Below are 15,944 nucleotides of genomic sequence, written 5' to 3'. Positions count from 1 at the left end.
GCGCTTTTCTAACTACCGCCTGCCGCGTCCGATAGACGCTCAGTGAAGCCGCTCAATGAAGCCGCTCAGTAAAGCCGCTCAATGAAGCGTCGGACCCGAGTCCTTGTGCGGACCGCCTTCTTCGTCGTCATCTTCGTCTTCATCCGCAATGTGCAGGCCGTCTGCACCGTGCGCATGCTGATGCTCGATCTCGTCTTCGGTCGCCGTGCGCACTTCCTGCACCGACAACGCGAAGCGCAACGCCATGCCCGCGAGCGGATGATTGCCGTCGAGCACCACCTTGTCTTCGGCGACGTCCGTGACGGTGTAGATGAGCGAGTCGAGTTCGTCGTCGCTATCTTCGGGCGTGCCTTCGAACTGCATGCCCACTTCGAGCGGCTCAGGGAAGCGGCCACGCTCTTCGACCTTCACGAGTTCGGGATCGTATTCGCCGAACGCATCCTGCGGTTCGAGCTGAATCAACGTTTCGTAGCCAGGTTCGCGGCCGTCCAGCGCTTCCTCGATCTTGGGGAACGTGCCATCATAGCCGCCGTGCAGATAGACCATCGGCTCGTCGCTTTCCTCGATCAGATTGCCTTGTGCATCCGATAGCTTATACGCGACCGAAACGACAGTGTCTTTCGCAATTTTCATTGAATCCTCCAAGATACAAGCCTCGATTATACGATGCGCCAGCGGCCCTCAGACGTTACTCCTTTGCCTCCAGACAACCATAACGAACGCGCCCGAGCGCCGCTTCCAGACGAAGTGTCGCCCCTTTTGGGCAACCGTACGCCGCGACAGTTCATGCGGCGTTACTGGCAGAAAAAACCGCTGTTGATTCGCCAGGCGATTCCCGGCATGTCGGCCCCGCTTGCTCGCGAGGAACTCTTCGAACTCGCCGATTCCGACGACGTCGAATCGCGCCTCATCACGCATTTTCGGAACACGTGGAATCTGGAGCACGGACCGTTCGCAGCCGACGAACTGCCATCGGTCAAGAAGCGCGAATGGACGCTGCTCGTGCAAGGCGTGAACCTGCATGACGACCGTGCGCACGCGCTGATGAACCGCTTCCGCTTCATTCCCGACGCGCGACTCGACGATCTGATGATCTCCTACGCAACGGATGGCGGCGGCGTAGGTCCGCACTTCGACTCTTACGACGTGTTTTTGCTGCAAGTGCATGGCAAGCGCCGCTGGCGTATCGGCGCGCAGCGCGACCTTTCGCTAAAACCCGGTTTGCCGTTGAAAGTTTTACAGCACTTCGAAGCGGAAGAGGAGTGGGTGCTGGAACCGGGCGACATGCTGTATCTGCCGCCGCATATCGCGCATGACGGGGTCGCCGAAGGCGAGTGCATGACGTGCTCCATCGGCTTTCGCGCACCGTCGGCGCAGGAATTGACGTCGCAGTTCCTGTATCACCTTGCCGAGCGAACCGGCGACGGCGCACGGGCCAAGGCAGACGCGCGTTATCGCGATCCTGCGCAACCGCCTGTCGATACGCCCGCCGCGTTGCCGTCGCTGCTCGTCGAACGAGTAGGCGCGATCCTTGCAAACGTCAGTTGGACTGATAAGGACATTGCGGAGTTTTTGGGCAGTTATCTGAGCGAACCGAAAGCGAATGTGGTATTCGATCCGCCGGTTCGCGCGCTGAATGAGCAAAAATTTGTAGAGCGCGCGAAAAAGACGGGCATCAGGCTAGATAGAAAGACGATTTTGCTCTACAACACGCACTCGTATTTCGTTAATGGCGAAGCCGCTGCGTTGTCCGCGAAGGCTAAAAAGTGGCTGCCCGAACTCGCTGATACTCGGCGTCTGGAGGCGAAACGCTTTGTAACACTTACAGACGATCTGACAATGACATCACTGATGCACGAGTGGTATCGTGCGGGCTGGATTCAGACGGAGTCATCGGCCGGAAACGCTTGACGTGCAAGCGCTCGGGAGTTTCTTGAATGCCGGGGTTTTGCTGTTCCGCAACACGAAAATTTGTATGAGAAAGACAACGTATCGGCCCCTCATTTATCGACGGTCGTTGCGAAAGTGCCTATAATTTCCGGCCAAGCCGTAGTTGGTCTCACACCAAAAAGAATTGTGAGGCTCCACAGCGGCCCTGGTCGGTGTTGGAGCACACATTACCGGTACTTTGCGCTGTTGCTTACCTTTAACCATAAAAGGACGTGATCATGAAGAAATCCCTCCTCGTAGCATCCCTGTTGGCTGCTGTTGCTCTGGCTGCATGCAACAAGTCTAGCGATACGGCTGCTCCGAGCGCTGCAAGCGATACGTCGGCTGCTTCGGCTCCGGCTGCTGCCGCTTCGGACGCTAACGTTGCTGCATCGAGCGCTTCGGCCGCTGCAAGCGACGCAGCTTCGGCTGCTGGCGCGGCTTCGGACGCTGCTGCTTCGGCTTCGGCTGCGGCTCCGGCATCGGGCGCAAGCCAGTAAGGCCGTCAGGCGCTTACGCCAGCGCGTTAAGCCTGGCACAGGCCGCTCACCGCGGCCTGAAACAAGAAAACCGGCTCTTGGGCCGGTTTTTTTGTGTCTTCGCAATGAATGCGTCGAACGCTCCGCTCATCTCATAGCGACAGCCAGTCGAACCCTTCCGCTTGTGTCGCCACGACGACATCCGGCGCCGATGCACCGAGCACCGCTGCCAGCGCAGCCTGTGCCAAATGAGGCAGATTGTTTTGCTGGCTGAGATGCGCGGCCACCAGATGACGCAGCTTCGAACGATCCAGCGACGCAAGGATCGCAGCGGCCGCATCGTTGTTCAGATGCCCGTGCGTGCCGCCAATGCGCGCCTTCAGCGACGCCGGATAACGGCTCGCGGAAAGCATCGCAAGGTCGTGATTGGATTCCAGCACGAGCGCGTCGCAGCCGCTCAGTACGCTCGTGATATGCGGTGTCGCCACGCCCACGTCCGTCAGCACGCCTAAGCGGCTTGCACCGTCGGAGAAGACGTATTGCAACGGCTCGCGGGCATCGTGCGGGACGGTATAGGGCAGCACGCTGACATCGCCGATGGCGACGCTTTCATCGCCCCACAGCACGCGCAAGTCGATCTTGCCTTCGTCCGCGCCGACCGCACGCGCGGTGCCCCAGCTCATGTGAAGCGGGATGGACCACTTGCGCGCCAGGGTCAGCGCGCTGCCGATGTGATCCGTATGTTCATGCGTGATGAGGATGGCGTCGAGATGTTCGGCGCTGGTCCCGAGCCGAAGCAGCCGACGCTCCACTTCCTTCGCGGAAAAACCGCAATCGAGCAGCACGCGCGTGGTGGTCGCGCCGCTCGTCGATTCGACGAGCAACGCATTGCCTTCGCTACCGCTGCCGAGACTGGCGAATCTCACAATCGCTCGCGCCGCCCGCCTAGTTCAACTGCGCGTGCAGCAAGGACACGATGCGCTGCGCGTCGGACGAGTTGTCCGGCTGGCCATTGGCATCGACGATGGCGACCTGCGTGACCGCATCCGCCTTCGGACGCACGTTTACGAGGAACTGGCGCGTGGGCTTCGGCGTATTGCTGGAGAAGAGCTTGCCGAAGAGGCCTTCCTTCTTCAGTTCCGCCATCGAGTCCGAGTAATGCACGTAGTAGATGCCCTTCTCGCGGTCGCGATTGTCGACCGTGAAGTTGGTGCGATCGAGCGCGAGGCCCACGCGCAGCCAGGCGCGATCGAACGGCTCGGAGAGATCGAGCGTCGATGTGCCCGCCGTCTGCTCTACCTTCACCTTCGCGCCCGCCGGACGCGCCTGCGCAATCAGTTGCTTCGACTGGTCTTCGGTCAGGCCGAACTTCTGCATCATCTTTGCGAGGAACGCGGCTTCGAGCGCCGGATTGCGCGGCCGTGTTTCCCAGCGCGACGACGTCTTGTCCTGACCCGTCAGCACTTCTTCCATGGCGCTATGCGTGACGGAGATATCGGTCGAGCCGTCCGCCGCGCGATCGACCTGCGTGCGGAACATGTCGCGCGTGCCCGACGAGTAGGCGAAATCGAGCAGCTTGCCGACGCTCTTTCTGAACCAGTCGTCCGGAATGTTCGCGCGGTTCTCGGCCCAGTCCGTCGCCATGATGCCGGTCTGCGCGGAATCGGTTTTCAGCGTGAAGCCGTTCTCCGTCCAGAACTCCTGCAACTGCGGCCAGATCTGATCCGGCGTGCGGCCATCGACGACGAGCCAGCGGCGATCGCCATCGCTTTCGACGTGCATGCCATACGGGTCCTGCGCGTTCGGCACGCCGAGCGTCAGGTTGCCCGCCGGCGTGGCGTTGCGCTGCGTCGCGCCGCCGAGCGTGTTGATCGGCGGCGGCGCGGCGTAGCGCTGGCTGATGTCGGCCGTGCTGAGATCGGACGGCACGTTGAGCGCCGGTGCGGTCTCGGCCGCCTTGTAGTTGACGCGGTCGGGCGCGAGCCAGTCGTTCAGCGTTTCGCAGCCCGCAAGCGAGAAAATGACGCCGGCGCCCAGCGACAGCACGCTCAGGCGTTTGGCTTGGGTAAGAAGAGCGGAAGATTTCATGAGGTCCTTCTTTGCTGCAGATAACGGCTGAATACGCATTGCCCCGCGTCGGTTCCGGCGCGCGGACGCGCGGTTCATCGAGGTCAACGAATGGCAGTGGATGAGTGGCTCGGCTTCATTCGATCAGTGCTGCGGCGCGGTCACGTTCGATTCATCGCCTGACGTGACGCGCGCCGCCGCGCATGATCAGCCGAGAAGCCCGGCGTCGCGCAATGCGCCACGCACGACGTCGTGGTAGCGCGCATCGAGCGGCGTGAGCGGCAAGCGGATACCGCCTTCCATGCGGCCGAGCGCTTGCAGCGCCCACTTCGCCGGAATGGGGTTCGATTCGCAGAACAACTGCTTGTGCAACTCCAGCAGGCTCAGGTGGATGCGGCGCGCGGTGATTGCGTCGCCTGCCAGCGCGGCGCGGCACAGATCGCTCATCTGCTTCGGCGCGACGTTCGCCGTCACCGAGATGTTGCCGTGGCCGCCGAGGAGCATCAGCGCGATGGCCGTGGGATCGTCGCCGCTCAGAATCGCGAAGTTCGCCGGCGCGTGCTTGATGAGATAAGCGGCGCGATCGATGTTGCCGGTCGCCTCCTTCACGCCGATGATGCCCGGCACCTCGGCGAGACGCAGGATCGTCTCGTTGCTCATGTCGGCAACGGTGCGGCCCGGCACGTTATAGAGGATCACAGGAAGATCGACGGCTTCCGCAATCGCGCGGAAATGGCGATACATGCCTTCTTGCGTCGGCTTGTTGTAATACGGCACGACTTGCAGCGTGGCGTCGGCGCCGACCTTCCTGGCCTGCTTCGACAACTCGATGGCTTCCGCCGTTGAATTCCCGCCCGCGCCCGCGATGACCGGAATGCGCTTCGCGGCGTGCTCGACCGCGGTTTGCACCATCAGGACGTGCTCTTCGACCGACAGCGTCGCCGATTCTCCGCTCGTTCCCACGACGACCAGCCCGTTCGACCCCTGTTCGACGTGCCAGTCGATCAGCTTTCGAAACGCCGGCAGATCGAGGCTGCCGTCCTCGTGCATCGGGGTGACGATGGCAGGAATGCTGCCACGGATCTGGATGCCGCCGTTGGTGCCGCTGCTAGTTCCGTTTGTCATGAAACTCTATGAATTTAATCGTGAATTTAATCGCGAAAAGCGATATTACGCGATTGTAGCGGATTAGCCCGCCAAATCGTAACGCGGCGGACCCGGGGGGGTGTTACCAATCGTGAGCCGGTTACCGGTTGCCTCGACTTCACTTACCGCGCAGATTCGCTGTACATAGGCAGCACGCGGCGTCTCGACAAAACCATCTTCGAAGGCGATCACGCGAAGCCGGCCGCGCACCGCTTCAAGCAGTTCGCCGGCTTCCAGCAGGAACGCGGGATTGGACGGCTTGCCGATGCATTCGTTGCCTGCGGCAAACGTCTCGTAGATCAGGATGCCGCCGGGCGCGAGGCTGTCGATCAGGCGCGCGAACAGCGGCCGATGCAGATAGTTCGTCACGACCACCGCGGCAAACCGGCGGTCGGCGGGCAACGGCCACGGCGCGCCTTCGATGTCCGCAACCAGTGTCTCGACGCCCTCGCATCCGGACATCGACGCGAGCGCGTCGGCATCGCGATCGACGGCGAGCACCGCGTGGCCGCGCGCCGCAAACCAGCGCGCATGACGCCCGCCGCCCGATGCGACATCCAGCACTGGCGCGCCGGCCGCGACCAGACGCGCCCAGCGCGTGACCCATGTGCTCGGGATGCCCGCTTCCATCAGTTGTACGACAGGCCCATTGCCTCGCGCACGTCGCGCATGGTTTCGACGGCGAACTTGCGCGCCTTGTCGCAGCCATCGGCGACGATCGCGCGCAGCAGCGACGGATCGTCCATGTACTTCTGCGCGCGCTCGAGCATCGGCTGCTGTTCACGCAGGATGCCTTCGATTACCGGCTGTTTGCAGTCGAGGCAACCGATGCCCGCGCTGCGGCAGCCCTTCTGCACCCACTCGTGCGTGGCTTCGTCCGTGTACACCTGATGCAGTTGCCACACCGGACACTTGTCGGGATCGCCCGGATCGGTGCGGCGCACGCGCGCCGGGTCCGTCGGCATCGTGCGGACCTTCTTCGTGATGGTCTCGGCATCCTCGCGCAAGCCGATGGTGTTGCCATACGACTTCGACATCTTCTGGCCATCGAGACCCGGCATGCGCGACGCTTCGGTCAGCAGCACCTGCGGTTCGACCAGGATGATCTTGCGCGCGCCTTCGAGATAGCCGAACAGGCGCTCGCGGTCGCTCATCGACAGGCTCTGCGATTCCTGCAGCATCGCGCGGGCTTGTTCGAGCGCTTCGGCATCGCCTTCCTGCTGATACGCGACGCGCAGCTCGTGGTAGAGCTTCGCGCGCTTGCCGCCGAGCTTCTTCGCGGCGTCGAGCGCCTTTTCTTCGAAATCCGCTTCCTTGCCGTACAGGTAGTTGAAGCGGCGCGCGATCTCGCGCGTCATTTCGACGTGCGGCACCTGATCCTCACCGACCGGCACCAGCGACGCGCGATACAGCAGAATGTCCGCCGCCATCAGCACCGGATAGCCGAGGAAGCCATACGTCGACAGATCTTTTTCCTTCAGCTTCTCGATCTGCTCCTTGTAGGTCGGCACACGTTCGAGCCAGCCAAGCGGCGTGCCCATGCCGAGCAGCAGCGACAGTTCCGCATGCTCGGGCACGCGGCTCTGGATGAAGAGCGTCGCCTGCGCCGGGTCGATGCCCGATGCCAGCCAGTCGATCAGCACTTCCCAGACGTTTTTCTCGATGACCTCGGGCGTCTCGTAGTGCGTCGTGAGCGCGTGCCAGTCGACGACCGCGAAGAAGCACGGGTATTCGGACTGCAGCCGCACCCAGTTTTTCAGCACGCCGTGATAGTGGCCGAGGTGCAGCGACCCGGTGGGCCGCATGCCGGAAAAGATACGGTCAGGGAACATGATCTTATGGGAATAGTGAAGCGAAGGGATTCAGAATGGCCGTTACCGCCGCATAGCCGACGCTCACGAGCGGGCTCAGCCAGAAGCGCGTGAGCACGCCCGTCACGACGAGCGCCATCACGATGAAGAAACCGTAAGGTTCGAGCTTCGAAAACGCAATCGATGCGCGCGCCGGCAGAAGCGCCATCAGCACGCGCCCGCCATCGAGCGGAGGCAGAGGGAACAGGTTCAGCACGCCGAGCACGAGATTCACGCCGACGCCCGCGGCGGCCATGCGCGTGAGAAACGCTTCGTCGACATTGAAAGCCGCGAGCAGCACCGCTGTCACGCCCCAGACGAGCGCCTGCACGAAGTTGCTGCCGGGCCCGGCCGCCGCGACCCACAGGCTGCCCCAGCGCGGATTGCGCAGGTTGCCGAACGCGACCGGCACGGGCTTCGCATAGCCGAACATGAAACTGCCGTTCGTGACGAAGTACAGGACGATGGGAATGACGATTGTCCCGATGGGGTCGATATGGCGCATCGGGTTCATGGAAACGCGGCCGAGCACGTAGGCCGTGTTGTCGCCGAGCAGACGCGCGGCATAGCCATGCGCGGCCTCGTGCAGCGTGATCGCGAAGATCACCGGGAGCGCGTAGACCGCGATGGTTTGTATCAGAGAAGGATCCATGGGGCGTTATTGTATCAAGCGGGAGGCCGTCTACAGGCGCGCGCGACGCCCCTTTGCACGACGAATCGCGCGTTGGCCGAGCGGCCTATGCCGCCAGCCCGAACGGCTCGAGGCTGCCCCGTCCGGCGCGCACGAGCACCGGCTGGCCGCTGGAAAGATCGATCACCGTCGACGGCTCGGCGGGACACGCGCCCGAATCGACCACGAGTTCGATTTGCTTTTCGAGCCGCTCGCGGATTTCCTCGGCGTCGTTGAGCGGCTCGGTGTCGGGCGGCAGGATCAGCGTCGACGCGAGCAGCGGTTCGCCGAGCGCTTCGAGCAGCGCGAGCGTGATCGCGTGATCCGGCACGCGCAGCCCGATCGTCTTGCGCGACGGATGCGACAGCCTGCGCGGCACTTCCTTCGTCGCCTGAAGCACGAAGACGTATGGCCCCGGCGTCACCGACTTGATGAGCCGGTACTGCCGGTTGTCGACCATCGCGAAGTTCGATAGCTCGGACAGATCGCGCACGAGCAGCGAGAGCAACTGCTTGTCGTCGATGCCGCGAATGCGCCGCAGCCGTTCGACGGCGTCCTTGTCGTCGAGATGGCAGGCGAGCGCATAGCTCGAATCGGTCGGCAGCGCGACGATGCCGCCGTCACGAATGATCTGCACCGCCTGATTGATGAGCCGCGGCTGCGGATTGTCCGGATGAATACGAAAGAATTGGGACATGGCGACGCCTCTTGTTCCGATCGTGTTCGCGGTTCGACGCGCTCGCGCGTGAGACTTCTGCGACGCGGACGCGGGCTAGTCAGGCATGATGCGACGCAAGGCGCATGCGCGCCAGCGATTTGCAACCGCAGCTTCAGAGCCAGCGGTGCCAGACGGGCGTGAGGTCTTGCGGCAGCGGCGGAAGCTGCCCCAGATCGATGCGCCCTTCTCCCGGCGCATGAAAGTCCGAGCCGCGCGACGCTTCGAAGCCATAACGGCGCGCGACGTCCGCGTACTCGCGATACTGGTCCGGCGTATGGCTTCCGGTCACGACTTCGATCGCGTTGCCGCCGAGCCCGATGAATTCGTCGAACAGCGCGGCGAACTCGACCGGCGTGTAATCGTAGCGGCCCGGATGCGCGATGATCGGCTCGCCGCCCGCATGGCGGATCCACGTCATTGCGTCGGCGAGCTTCGCCCAGCGATGGCCGACGAAGCCGGGCTTGCCGTCACCGAGATAGCGCGCGAACACGTCGGACGTGCTCTGCGCGTAGCCCTCGTCCACCAGAAAACGCGCGAAATGCGTGCGCGAGATCATGTCGGGGTCGTCCGTGTAGCGCAGCGCACCCTCGTAGGCATTCGGAATGCCCACCGCCGCGAGCGCCTCGCCGATCGCCACGCCGCGCGCCGCACGGCCATTGCGCGTCGCTGCGAGACCGTTCGCCAGCTCCTCGTTCTTCGGATCGACGTTCATGCCGACGACATGCACCGTGCGCCCCGCCCACGTCACCGAAATCTCCACGCCCGCGAGATAGCGCATGCCGAGCGCCTCGGCCGCCGCGCGTGCTTCGCGCTGGCCGCCCAACTGGTCGTGATCGGTCAGCGACCAGATGGCGACGCCGCCCGCATGCGCGCGTGCGGCCACGTCGGCGGGCGCGAGCCGGCCGTCGGAAACGGTGGAATGGCAGTGCAGATCGGCGTTGATGGCGGAAGGATTCATGGACGTGATTTTACGTTAAGGGCGCGGATCGCCGCTCGCGGCGCCCACAGCCGCTTACGACGGTTCACGCGCAGAACGACTCGATTAATTCCGCGACGCGCTCGGGCTGGTCGTGATGAATCATGTGCCCCGCGCCGCTCACGACTTCCTCGCGCCAGTCAGGGAAGGCGGCGAAGCGCGTCTTAAATTCGGCGATGGGCATGTCCCCGGCGAAGCGCGCGAGCGTCGGCGACGCCTCGGCCTCGACGTGCAGCACTTTCGCCTGCACGCGCGACCAGACGGCCATCACTTCATCGAGCCGGTACAGCGTAGGGCTGCGCAGCTTATGTGCCGGGTCCGCGAGCAGGTGGTAAGCGCCGTCGGCTTCGCGGCGCGACCAGTGGCCGGCGAGAAAGCGCGCCCGCGAACGCGCAAGACGCGGATTCGTCTTGATCAGGCGATCCGCGACGTCATCGAGCGTTGCGTAGCTGCGCATTTCGGACGGTACGCGCAACTCGTCGAGCCATCGCGCGATGGCCCCCGGCGCCTGCGACGGACGCGCCGCCGCGAGCCCGAAACCCTCAAGATCGACGACGCGCCGCACCCGCTCAGGCCTGATCCCGGCATAGTGGAGCGACACGTTCGCACCCATGCTGTGGCCGACGAGATTGACTTCGCCGGCAGGCGCGTAGTGGTCGAGCAGCACGTCCAGGTCGGCGAAATAGTCTGGAAAGTAGTAATGCCCGCCGCCTCGTTGAGCCACCGGCCAGTCCGACAAGCCGAAGCCGCGTGCGTCGGGGGCGAGCACCTGCCAGTCGCCGGCCAGCGCGTCGACGACGAACTGAAATGACGCGGCCACGTCCATCCAGCCGTGCAGCATGAAGAGCATGGGCGCGCCGGGCGAACCCCAGCGGCGCACGTGCAGGCGCACGCCGCGCGCATTGACGAACTCGGAGCGCGATTCTTTCATGATTCCGCCTTCGATCAGAAAAGGATGATCGTTCGAGTATAACGGCGACCGCGCAGCTTGCGCCGTGGCGTCAGGCGGAATCGTCGAGCCCCGCCAGCGCGCGAAGCTCGGCCTCGTCGAAGCCGGCGTCGCGGCGCGCTTCGAAATTGAACGGCCCGCGCAACTTCGGCGCGTGATACTGCTCGGCCAGGCGCTCGTAGGTCGTGTGCGGGTCCAGCGAAGCCTCGTCGCACAAGTGCCGGAACCAGCGATTGCCGATCAGCACGTGGCCGATCTCGTCGCGCAGAATCACGTCCAGGATCGCGGCGGATGCATGATCGCCCGCCTGCGCGAGCCGCTTGCGAATCGGCGGCGAGGCATCCAGTCCGCGCGCTTCGAGCGTGCGCGGCACGAGCGCCATGCGCGCGAGCACGTCGGCGCTCGTGCGCTGCGCCATGTCCCACAGGCCGTCGTGCGCGGGGAAGTCCCCGTATGCGTGACCGAAATCCCCGAGCCGCGCGCTCAGCAGCGAAAAGTGATGCGCCTCTTCCGCCGCGACTTTCAACCAATCGAGATAAAAATCGCCCGACATCGACGGGAAGCGCCAGACGGCGTCGAGCGCGAGGTTGATCGCGTTGAACTCGATGTGCCCGAGCGCATGCAGCAACACCGCGCGCCCCGCTTCCGACTGCATGCCCCGCCGTTTCAGCGACGACGGCTCCACGAGCTCGGGCCGTGCCGGGCGGCCGGGCAAGTCGCCGGGGTCGGAGAGCGCGAGCGCGGGATCGATCCGCAACGCGCCCGCGCGGGCCGCTTCGTATAGCGCCCGCGCCTGCTCGGTCTTCGCGGCGGGATCGCGTTCGCGCAGGATCGTCAACGCGCTGCGGCGCGCGCATTTGGGAGAGGACGGAGAATTCGGCATGGCACGTCTGAACAAAAGCGGAAAGGCACGCTCGGCGGCGGAATGCCGCAAACGGCTAAAATGTTAACCCCGGCGCAGGCACAAGGCGCTCGAGGTGCACAGCGATTCGCGCTACGCGAGGCGCGCATTCTAGCGCCGCGCGGCTGCGATCCCATCGACGACCAGACGAAGACCTGAGGAGACACCGTGGCAATTTACAAACTCGGCGACGACGCCCCCACCATCCATGAAAGCGTGTTTCTCGCCGATACCGCGACCATCATCGGCCAGGTGACGCTCGAAGAGAACGCGAGCGTCTGGCCAGGCGCGGCGCTGCGCGGCGACAACGAACCGATCGTCGTCGGGCGCGGCAGCAATGTGCAGGAAGGCGCGGTGCTGCACGCGGACCCGGGCTTTCCGCTGACCATCGCGAATGACGTGACCGTCGGCCACCAGGCGATGCTCCACGGCTGCACCATCGGCGAAGGCACGCTGGTCGGAATTCAGGCCGTGGTCTTGAATGGCGCGGTAATCGGCCGCAATTGTCTGGTTGGCGCGGGCGCGATCGTTACCGAAGGCAAGGTGTTTCCCGACAACACGCTGATACTGGGCGCGCCCGCCAAGGCGGTGCGCGAGATCGGCGAAGCGGACATCGCCCGCATGCGCGCCGCGACGGCAAGTTATGCCGACCGGCGTGAATACTACAAAGCGCAGCTCGTGCGCATCGGCTGAACGGCGGCGCTGCGCGATACGCAGCGCCGCACGTTCCGCCTCAACACCCAAGGAAGAGTTGTGAACGACCAGTTGCAGAAATTCATGTTCAACGCGGCGCCCGTGCGCGGCGAAATCGTCTCGCTGCGCAACACGTGGCAGGAAGTGCTCGCGCGCCGCGCGTATCCGCCGGCCGTGCGCAACGTGCTGGGCGAAATGATGGCCGCGTGCGCCCTGCTGTCCGCGAACCTCAAGTTCGACGGCACGCTCGTCATGCAAATCTATGGCGACGGCCCCGTGAAGATGCTGGTCGTGCAGTGCAACTCGAACTTGTCGCTGCGCGCGACGGCCAAGCTCGCCGAGGGCGCGGAAAGCGAACTGCAGAACGACATGTCGCTCGCCGACCTGCTCAACCGCCACGGACATGGCCGCTGCGTCATCACGCTCGATCCCTCCGACAAAAAGCCCGGCCAGCAACCGTATCAGGGCATCGTGCCGCTGTCGGGCGAGCACGGGCCGCTCGCGTCGATGGCCGAGGTGCTGGAACACTACATGCATCACTCGGAGCAGCTGGATACACGCATGTGGCTCGCCGCCGATACCGACCGCGCCGTCGGCGTGCTGCTGCAGAAGCTGCCGGGCGATGGCGGCATCGTTCCGCATCCGGGCGAGCATGACGCCGATACGTGGCAGCGCGTCTGCCATCTCGGCAGCACGCTCTCGACGGAAGAATTGCTGAAGGAAGAACCAGAGACGGTGTTCCGTCGCCTCTTCTGGCAAGAGAACGTGCAGCACTTCGAGCCCGCGTCCGCGCGCTTCCAGTGCACGTGCTCGCGCGAGAAGGTCGGCGGCATGCTGAAAATGCTCGGTCGCGAGGAAGTGGACAGCGTGATCGACGAACGCGGCGCCGTCGAAGTGCATTGCGAGTTCTGCAATCAGCGCTACGAGTTCGACCCGGTCGACGTTGCGCAACTTTTTGTCGCAAAAGAGCTCTCACAGGGCGTGAGCCCCGCAGCCGACCAGCGCCACTGAGCACCGTCGGAGGCTTGTCCGGCGTGCATCGAGCGCGCCGGGCGGGCGTCGGATCGCCTGAGCGGGGGAAACGGTGCGCGTGGCTCATGCGAGCCGCCGCACGCTATGATGGACCTTTGTTTAGTTGTCCGACCGGCTGGAGGTCGAAAATGAGAAACGTCCCGTTCCTGTTGAAACTATCGTCCGGCGTGGCCGCGGTATCGCTCGTCGCCGGCTGCGCGATGGACCCGCCCGGCCCCTCGCCGATCTATAGCCGCCTGCCCAGCACGTCGGCTCCGGTGCAGCAGATGGTGACGCCCGAGCAGGAGATGGAGCGCTATAACGCCATCGACAAGCAGGCGCTGGCGGAATCGCAGCAATCGGCGACAGTCGGCAACAATGCGAAGATGATGTCCGGCTACGCGACGACGCCGATCAGCGTGTACGGCGGATATTCGAGTGGCGGCTGGGGCGGTCCTTATTGGGGAACCGGCGTCGGCTTCGGGACCCGGTGGTAATCAGCCCGCTTTCTGCCGGACAAAAAGAAATGGCGCAGTCGATGACTGCGCCATTTGTCTTTTCCGCCCGCGATACTACTCTGCCGCGCCCTGCTTCTTCTTTGCGTCTTTTTCCCTGCGCGCCTTGCGATCCAGGTCGCGCAATTCCTGTTTCGAACGCGATACCGGATTCGGCACCACCCGCAGCGGCGCCGCCGATACCTGCCCGCGCGTCGAGCCGTTCACCGCCGGCGCATTCGCCGAGTTGACCGGCGCCGTCGAATTGGGCGACACGAACTGCACGAACACCTCGCTGTCCTTCACCATGCCCATTTCATAGCGGGCGCGTTCTTCGACGGCGGCAGTGCCGCTTTGCAGGTCCTGCACTTCGCCCTGCACGCGCTCGTTGCGCAGTTTCAGGTTCGTGTTCTTGTCGGTCTGCTGCGCGAGTTGCTGCTGCAATTCATGCACGCGCAGCCAGCCGCCGTGCCCCCACCAGAGCGGGTATTGGATCAGCACCAGCAACAAGACCAGAACGACAGTTACAAGCCGCATTCGAGTAGCCGAAATAAGCGCCGCCGGACGGCTTCAGTGACACCGAAGCCGGCGCGGCGGACAGAGAATAAAGCTAACGTCCTTATCGACTAAAGCGGCGAAAGCTTTAGCGCAAGTTGTAGAACGCCGACTTGCCGGGATAGCTTGCGATATCGCCGAGATCTTCCTCGATACGCAGCAACTGGTTGTACTTCGAGATGCGGTCGCTGCGCGACAGCGAGCCCGTCTTGATCTGACCGGCGTTCAGGCCGACGGCGATATCGGCGATCGTCGAATCTTCCGTCTCGCCCGAGCGGTGCGAGATGACCGCCGTATAACCCGCGCGCTTCGCCATTTCGATTGCCGCGAACGTCTCCGTCAGAGTGCCGATCTGATTGATCTTGATCAGGATCGAATTCGCGATGCCCTTCTCGATGCCTTCCTTCAGGATGCGCGTGTTCGTGACGAAGAGATCGTCGCCGACGAGCTGCACCTTCTTGCCGAGGCGATCGGTCAGCGTCTTCCAGCCGTTCCAGTCGCTTTCGTGCATGCCGTCTTCGATGGAAACGATCGGGAACTTGTCGGCGAGCGTCGCGAGATAGTCGCTGAATTCGCCCGACGAAAGCTGCAGGCCTTCGCCTGCGAGCTGGTACTTGCCGTCGTGATAGAACTCGCTCGCCGCGCAGTCGAGCGCGAGCAGCACGTCTTCACCCGCGCGATACCCCGCCTTCTCGATTGCCTGAAGGATGGTGGACAGGCACTCGTCGTTGCTGCCGAAGTTCGGTGCGAAGCCGCCTTCGTCGCCGACTGCCGTGCTCATGCCGCGATCAGACAGAATCTTCTTGAGCGCATGGAACACTTCCGCGCCGCAACGCAGCGCTTCGCGGAAGGTCGGCTGGCTCACCGGCACGATCATGAATTCCTGGATGTCCAGGCTGTTGTTCGCGTGCGCGCCGCCGTTGACGATGTTCATCATCGGCACCGGCAGTTGCATCGCGCCCGAGCCGCCAAAGTAGCGATACAGCGGCAGGCCCGCTTCTTCCGCAGCGGCCTTCGCGACCGCCATCGACACGGCCAGCAGCGCGTTCGCGCCGAGACGCGATTTGTTCTCGGTGCCGTCCAGCTCGAGCAGGGTCTTGTCGAGGAAAGCCTGTTCCGAGGCGTCGAGGCCCATGATGGCTTCGGAAATCTCGGTATTGATGTGTTCAACCGCCTTCAGTACGCCTTTGCCGCCGTAGCGGCCGGCTTCGTCGTCGCGCAGTTCGATGGCTTCGCGCGATCCCGTGGACGCCCCCGACGGCACCGCGGCGCGGCCCATCGTGCCCGATTCGAGCAGTACGTCGCATTCGACGGTGGGGTTGCCTCGCGAATCGAGAATCTCGCGGCCGATGATATCTACGATAGCACTCATGGTTTCCTCAAATTGACGATGAATTCTGTCGGTCACGATGAAGCGATGACTCGTTGCTGCACTGGCTTCGCTCAGACCTTCTGACGGCTGCGTGGTTCGCGCCTGCTTTGACGCGACCATTGTTGTCCTTGTGA

The 15,944-nt window shown here is 63.7% G+C and carries 18 protein-coding genes; 5 read left to right on the top strand and 13 right to left on the bottom strand.

The features are described 5' to 3' along the window. Positions 1–78: 78 nt before the first annotated feature. Entirely contained in the window at positions 79–633 is a 555-nt protein-coding gene (locus AB6804_RS12960) for a peptidylprolyl isomerase (protein ID WP_370886771.1), read from the bottom strand. Positions 634–666: 33 nt separating this feature from the next. On the opposite strand from AB6804_RS12960, the gene AB6804_RS12955 reads away from it, so the two are divergent. Beyond that, complete coding sequence (locus AB6804_RS12955) at positions 667–1,911, top strand: JmjC domain-containing protein (protein ID WP_370886770.1); 1,245 nt, start codon at positions 667–669, stop codon at positions 1,909–1,911. A gap of 257 nt (positions 1,912–2,168) precedes the next feature. Next, complete coding sequence (locus AB6804_RS12950) at positions 2,169–2,429, top strand: hypothetical protein (protein ID WP_075583072.1); 261 nt, start codon at positions 2,169–2,171, stop codon at positions 2,427–2,429. A 131-nt stretch (positions 2,430–2,560) separates the two neighbouring features. Here AB6804_RS12950 and AB6804_RS12945 read toward each other — a convergent pair whose 3' ends face one another. The 10 genes from AB6804_RS12945 to AB6804_RS12900 all read right to left on the bottom strand — a co-directional run bounded on the left by AB6804_RS12945 (position 2,561) and on the right by AB6804_RS12900 (position 11,667). Next, entirely contained in the window at positions 2,561–3,334 is a 774-nt protein-coding gene (locus AB6804_RS12945; RefSeq protein WP_370886769.1) for an MBL fold metallo-hydrolase, read from the bottom strand. Between the two features lie 19 nt (positions 3,335–3,353). Further along, the gene (gene bamC / locus AB6804_RS12940; RefSeq protein WP_370886768.1) at positions 3,354–4,496 is read right to left on the bottom strand and encodes an outer membrane protein assembly factor BamC; all 1,143 of its coding nucleotides are present in this window, start codon (positions 4,494–4,496) and stop codon (positions 3,354–3,356) included. A 186-nt stretch (positions 4,497–4,682) separates the two neighbouring features. Next, positions 4,683–5,600 carry a 4-hydroxy-tetrahydrodipicolinate synthase gene (gene dapA / locus AB6804_RS12935; RefSeq protein WP_244794469.1) on the bottom strand — a complete coding sequence of 306 codons (918 nt, stop codon included), beginning with the start codon at positions 5,598–5,600 and terminating at the stop codon, positions 4,683–4,685. A 63-nt stretch (positions 5,601–5,663) separates the two neighbouring features. After that, entirely contained in the window at positions 5,664–6,251 is a 588-nt protein-coding gene (locus AB6804_RS12930; protein WP_370886767.1) for a class I SAM-dependent methyltransferase, read from the bottom strand. Further along, complete coding sequence (locus AB6804_RS12925) at positions 6,251–7,453, bottom strand: tryptophan--tRNA ligase (protein ID WP_370886766.1); 1,203 nt, start codon at positions 7,451–7,453, stop codon at positions 6,251–6,253. The genes AB6804_RS12930 and AB6804_RS12925 overlap by 1 nt, the downstream gene beginning before the upstream one ends. A 4-nt stretch (positions 7,454–7,457) precedes the next feature. After that, a complete protein-coding gene (locus tag AB6804_RS12920; protein ID WP_035959432.1) occupies positions 7,458–8,123 on the bottom strand; it encodes a site-2 protease family protein in 666 nt (221 codons plus the stop codon). Between the two features lie 85 nt (positions 8,124–8,208). Then, positions 8,209–8,838, bottom strand: a complete 630-nt coding sequence (locus AB6804_RS12915; protein WP_244794465.1) for an L-threonylcarbamoyladenylate synthase — start codon at positions 8,836–8,838, stop codon at positions 8,209–8,211. A 133-nt stretch (positions 8,839–8,971) separates the two neighbouring features. Next, complete coding sequence (locus AB6804_RS12910) at positions 8,972–9,817, bottom strand: 3',5'-nucleoside bisphosphate phosphatase (protein ID WP_370886765.1); 846 nt, start codon at positions 9,815–9,817, stop codon at positions 8,972–8,974. 64 nt (positions 9,818–9,881) lie between these two features. Then, on the bottom strand, positions 9,882–10,766 hold the full coding sequence (locus AB6804_RS12905; RefSeq protein WP_370886764.1) for an alpha/beta fold hydrolase: 885 nt from the start codon (positions 10,764–10,766) through the stop codon (positions 9,882–9,884). A 70-nt stretch (positions 10,767–10,836) separates the two neighbouring features. Then, positions 10,837–11,667 carry a ferritin-like domain-containing protein gene (locus AB6804_RS12900; protein ID WP_370886763.1) on the bottom strand — a complete coding sequence of 277 codons (831 nt, stop codon included), beginning with the start codon at positions 11,665–11,667 and terminating at the stop codon, positions 10,837–10,839. A 186-nt stretch (positions 11,668–11,853) separates the two neighbouring features. Here AB6804_RS12900 and AB6804_RS12895 point away from each other — a divergent pair, with 186 nt between their 5' ends. The 3 genes from AB6804_RS12895 to AB6804_RS12885 all read left to right on the top strand — a co-directional run bounded on the left by AB6804_RS12895 (position 11,854) and on the right by AB6804_RS12885 (position 13,886). Next, a complete protein-coding gene (locus tag AB6804_RS12895; RefSeq protein WP_035959436.1) occupies positions 11,854–12,378 on the top strand; it encodes a gamma carbonic anhydrase family protein in 525 nt (174 codons plus the stop codon). 60 nt (positions 12,379–12,438) lie between these two features. Next, complete coding sequence (gene hslO, locus AB6804_RS12890; RefSeq protein WP_035959437.1) at positions 12,439–13,389, top strand: Hsp33 family molecular chaperone HslO; 951 nt, start codon at positions 12,439–12,441, stop codon at positions 13,387–13,389. A 149-nt stretch (positions 13,390–13,538) separates the two neighbouring features. After that, positions 13,539–13,886, top strand: coding sequence for a hypothetical protein (locus AB6804_RS12885; protein WP_370886762.1), 348 nt, complete (start codon positions 13,539–13,541; stop codon positions 13,884–13,886). Positions 13,887–13,961: 75 nt separating this feature from the next. Here AB6804_RS12885 and ftsB read toward each other — a convergent pair whose 3' ends face one another. Further along, positions 13,962–14,420 carry a cell division protein FtsB gene (gene ftsB, locus AB6804_RS12880; RefSeq protein ID WP_370886761.1) on the bottom strand — a complete coding sequence of 153 codons (459 nt, stop codon included), beginning with the start codon at positions 14,418–14,420 and terminating at the stop codon, positions 13,962–13,964. Positions 14,421–14,526: 106 nt separating this feature from the next. Beyond that, positions 14,527–15,810, bottom strand: coding sequence for a phosphopyruvate hydratase (eno, locus tag AB6804_RS12875; RefSeq protein ID WP_035959441.1), 1,284 nt, complete (start codon positions 15,808–15,810; stop codon positions 14,527–14,529). Positions 15,811–15,944 lie beyond the last annotated feature (134 nt).

This window comes from Caballeronia sp. RCC_10, assembly GCF_041360715.1.
Lineage (GTDB): Bacteria > Pseudomonadota > Gammaproteobacteria > Burkholderiales > Burkholderiaceae > Caballeronia > Caballeronia grimmiae.
The sequence above is the reverse complement of the archived record's forward strand: the minus strand, read 5'-3'. Positions and strand labels throughout refer to the sequence as shown.

Bases quoted from the DNA above. Each gene is read 5' to 3' on its own strand.
- AB6804_RS12960 (WP_370886771.1), bottom strand. From the start codon at position 633: ATGAAAATTGCGAAAGACACTGTCGTTTCGGTCGCGTATAAGCTATCG.
- AB6804_RS12955 (WP_370886770.1), top strand. From the start codon at position 667: ATGCGCCAGCGGCCCTCAGACGTTACTCCTTTGCCTCCAGACAACCAT.
- AB6804_RS12950 (WP_075583072.1), top strand. From the start codon at position 2,169: ATGAAGAAATCCCTCCTCGTAGCATCCCTGTTGGCTGCTGTTGCTCTG.
- bamC (WP_370886768.1), bottom strand. From the start codon at position 4,496: ATGAAATCTTCCGCTCTTCTTACCCAAGCCAAACGCCTGAGCGTGCTG.
- dapA (WP_244794469.1), bottom strand. From the start codon at position 5,600: ATGACAAACGGAACTAGCAGCGGCACCAACGGCGGCATCCAGATCCGT.
- AB6804_RS12930 (WP_370886767.1), bottom strand. From the start codon at position 6,251: ATGGAAGCGGGCATCCCGAGCACATGGGTCACGCGCTGGGCGCGTCTG.
- AB6804_RS12925 (WP_370886766.1), bottom strand. From the start codon at position 7,453: ATGTTCCCTGACCGTATCTTTTCCGGCATGCGGCCCACCGGGTCGCTG.
- AB6804_RS12920 (WP_035959432.1), bottom strand. From the start codon at position 8,123: ATGGATCCTTCTCTGATACAAACCATCGCGGTCTACGCGCTCCCGGTG.
- AB6804_RS12915 (WP_244794465.1), bottom strand. From the start codon at position 8,838: ATGTCCCAATTCTTTCGTATTCATCCGGACAATCCGCAGCCGCGGCTC.
- AB6804_RS12910 (WP_370886765.1), bottom strand. From the start codon at position 9,817: ATGAATCCTTCCGCCATCAACGCCGATCTGCACTGCCATTCCACCGTT.
- AB6804_RS12905 (WP_370886764.1), bottom strand. From the start codon at position 10,766: ATGAAAGAATCGCGCTCCGAGTTCGTCAATGCGCGCGGCGTGCGCCTG.
- AB6804_RS12900 (WP_370886763.1), bottom strand. From the start codon at position 11,667: ATGCCGAATTCTCCGTCCTCTCCCAAATGCGCGCGCCGCAGCGCGTTG.
- AB6804_RS12885 (WP_370886762.1), top strand. From the start codon at position 13,539: ATGAGAAACGTCCCGTTCCTGTTGAAACTATCGTCCGGCGTGGCCGCG.
- ftsB (WP_370886761.1), bottom strand. From the start codon at position 14,420: ATGCGGCTTGTAACTGTCGTTCTGGTCTTGTTGCTGGTGCTGATCCAA.
- eno (WP_035959441.1), bottom strand. From the start codon at position 15,810: ATGAGTGCTATCGTAGATATCATCGGCCGCGAGATTCTCGATTCGCGA.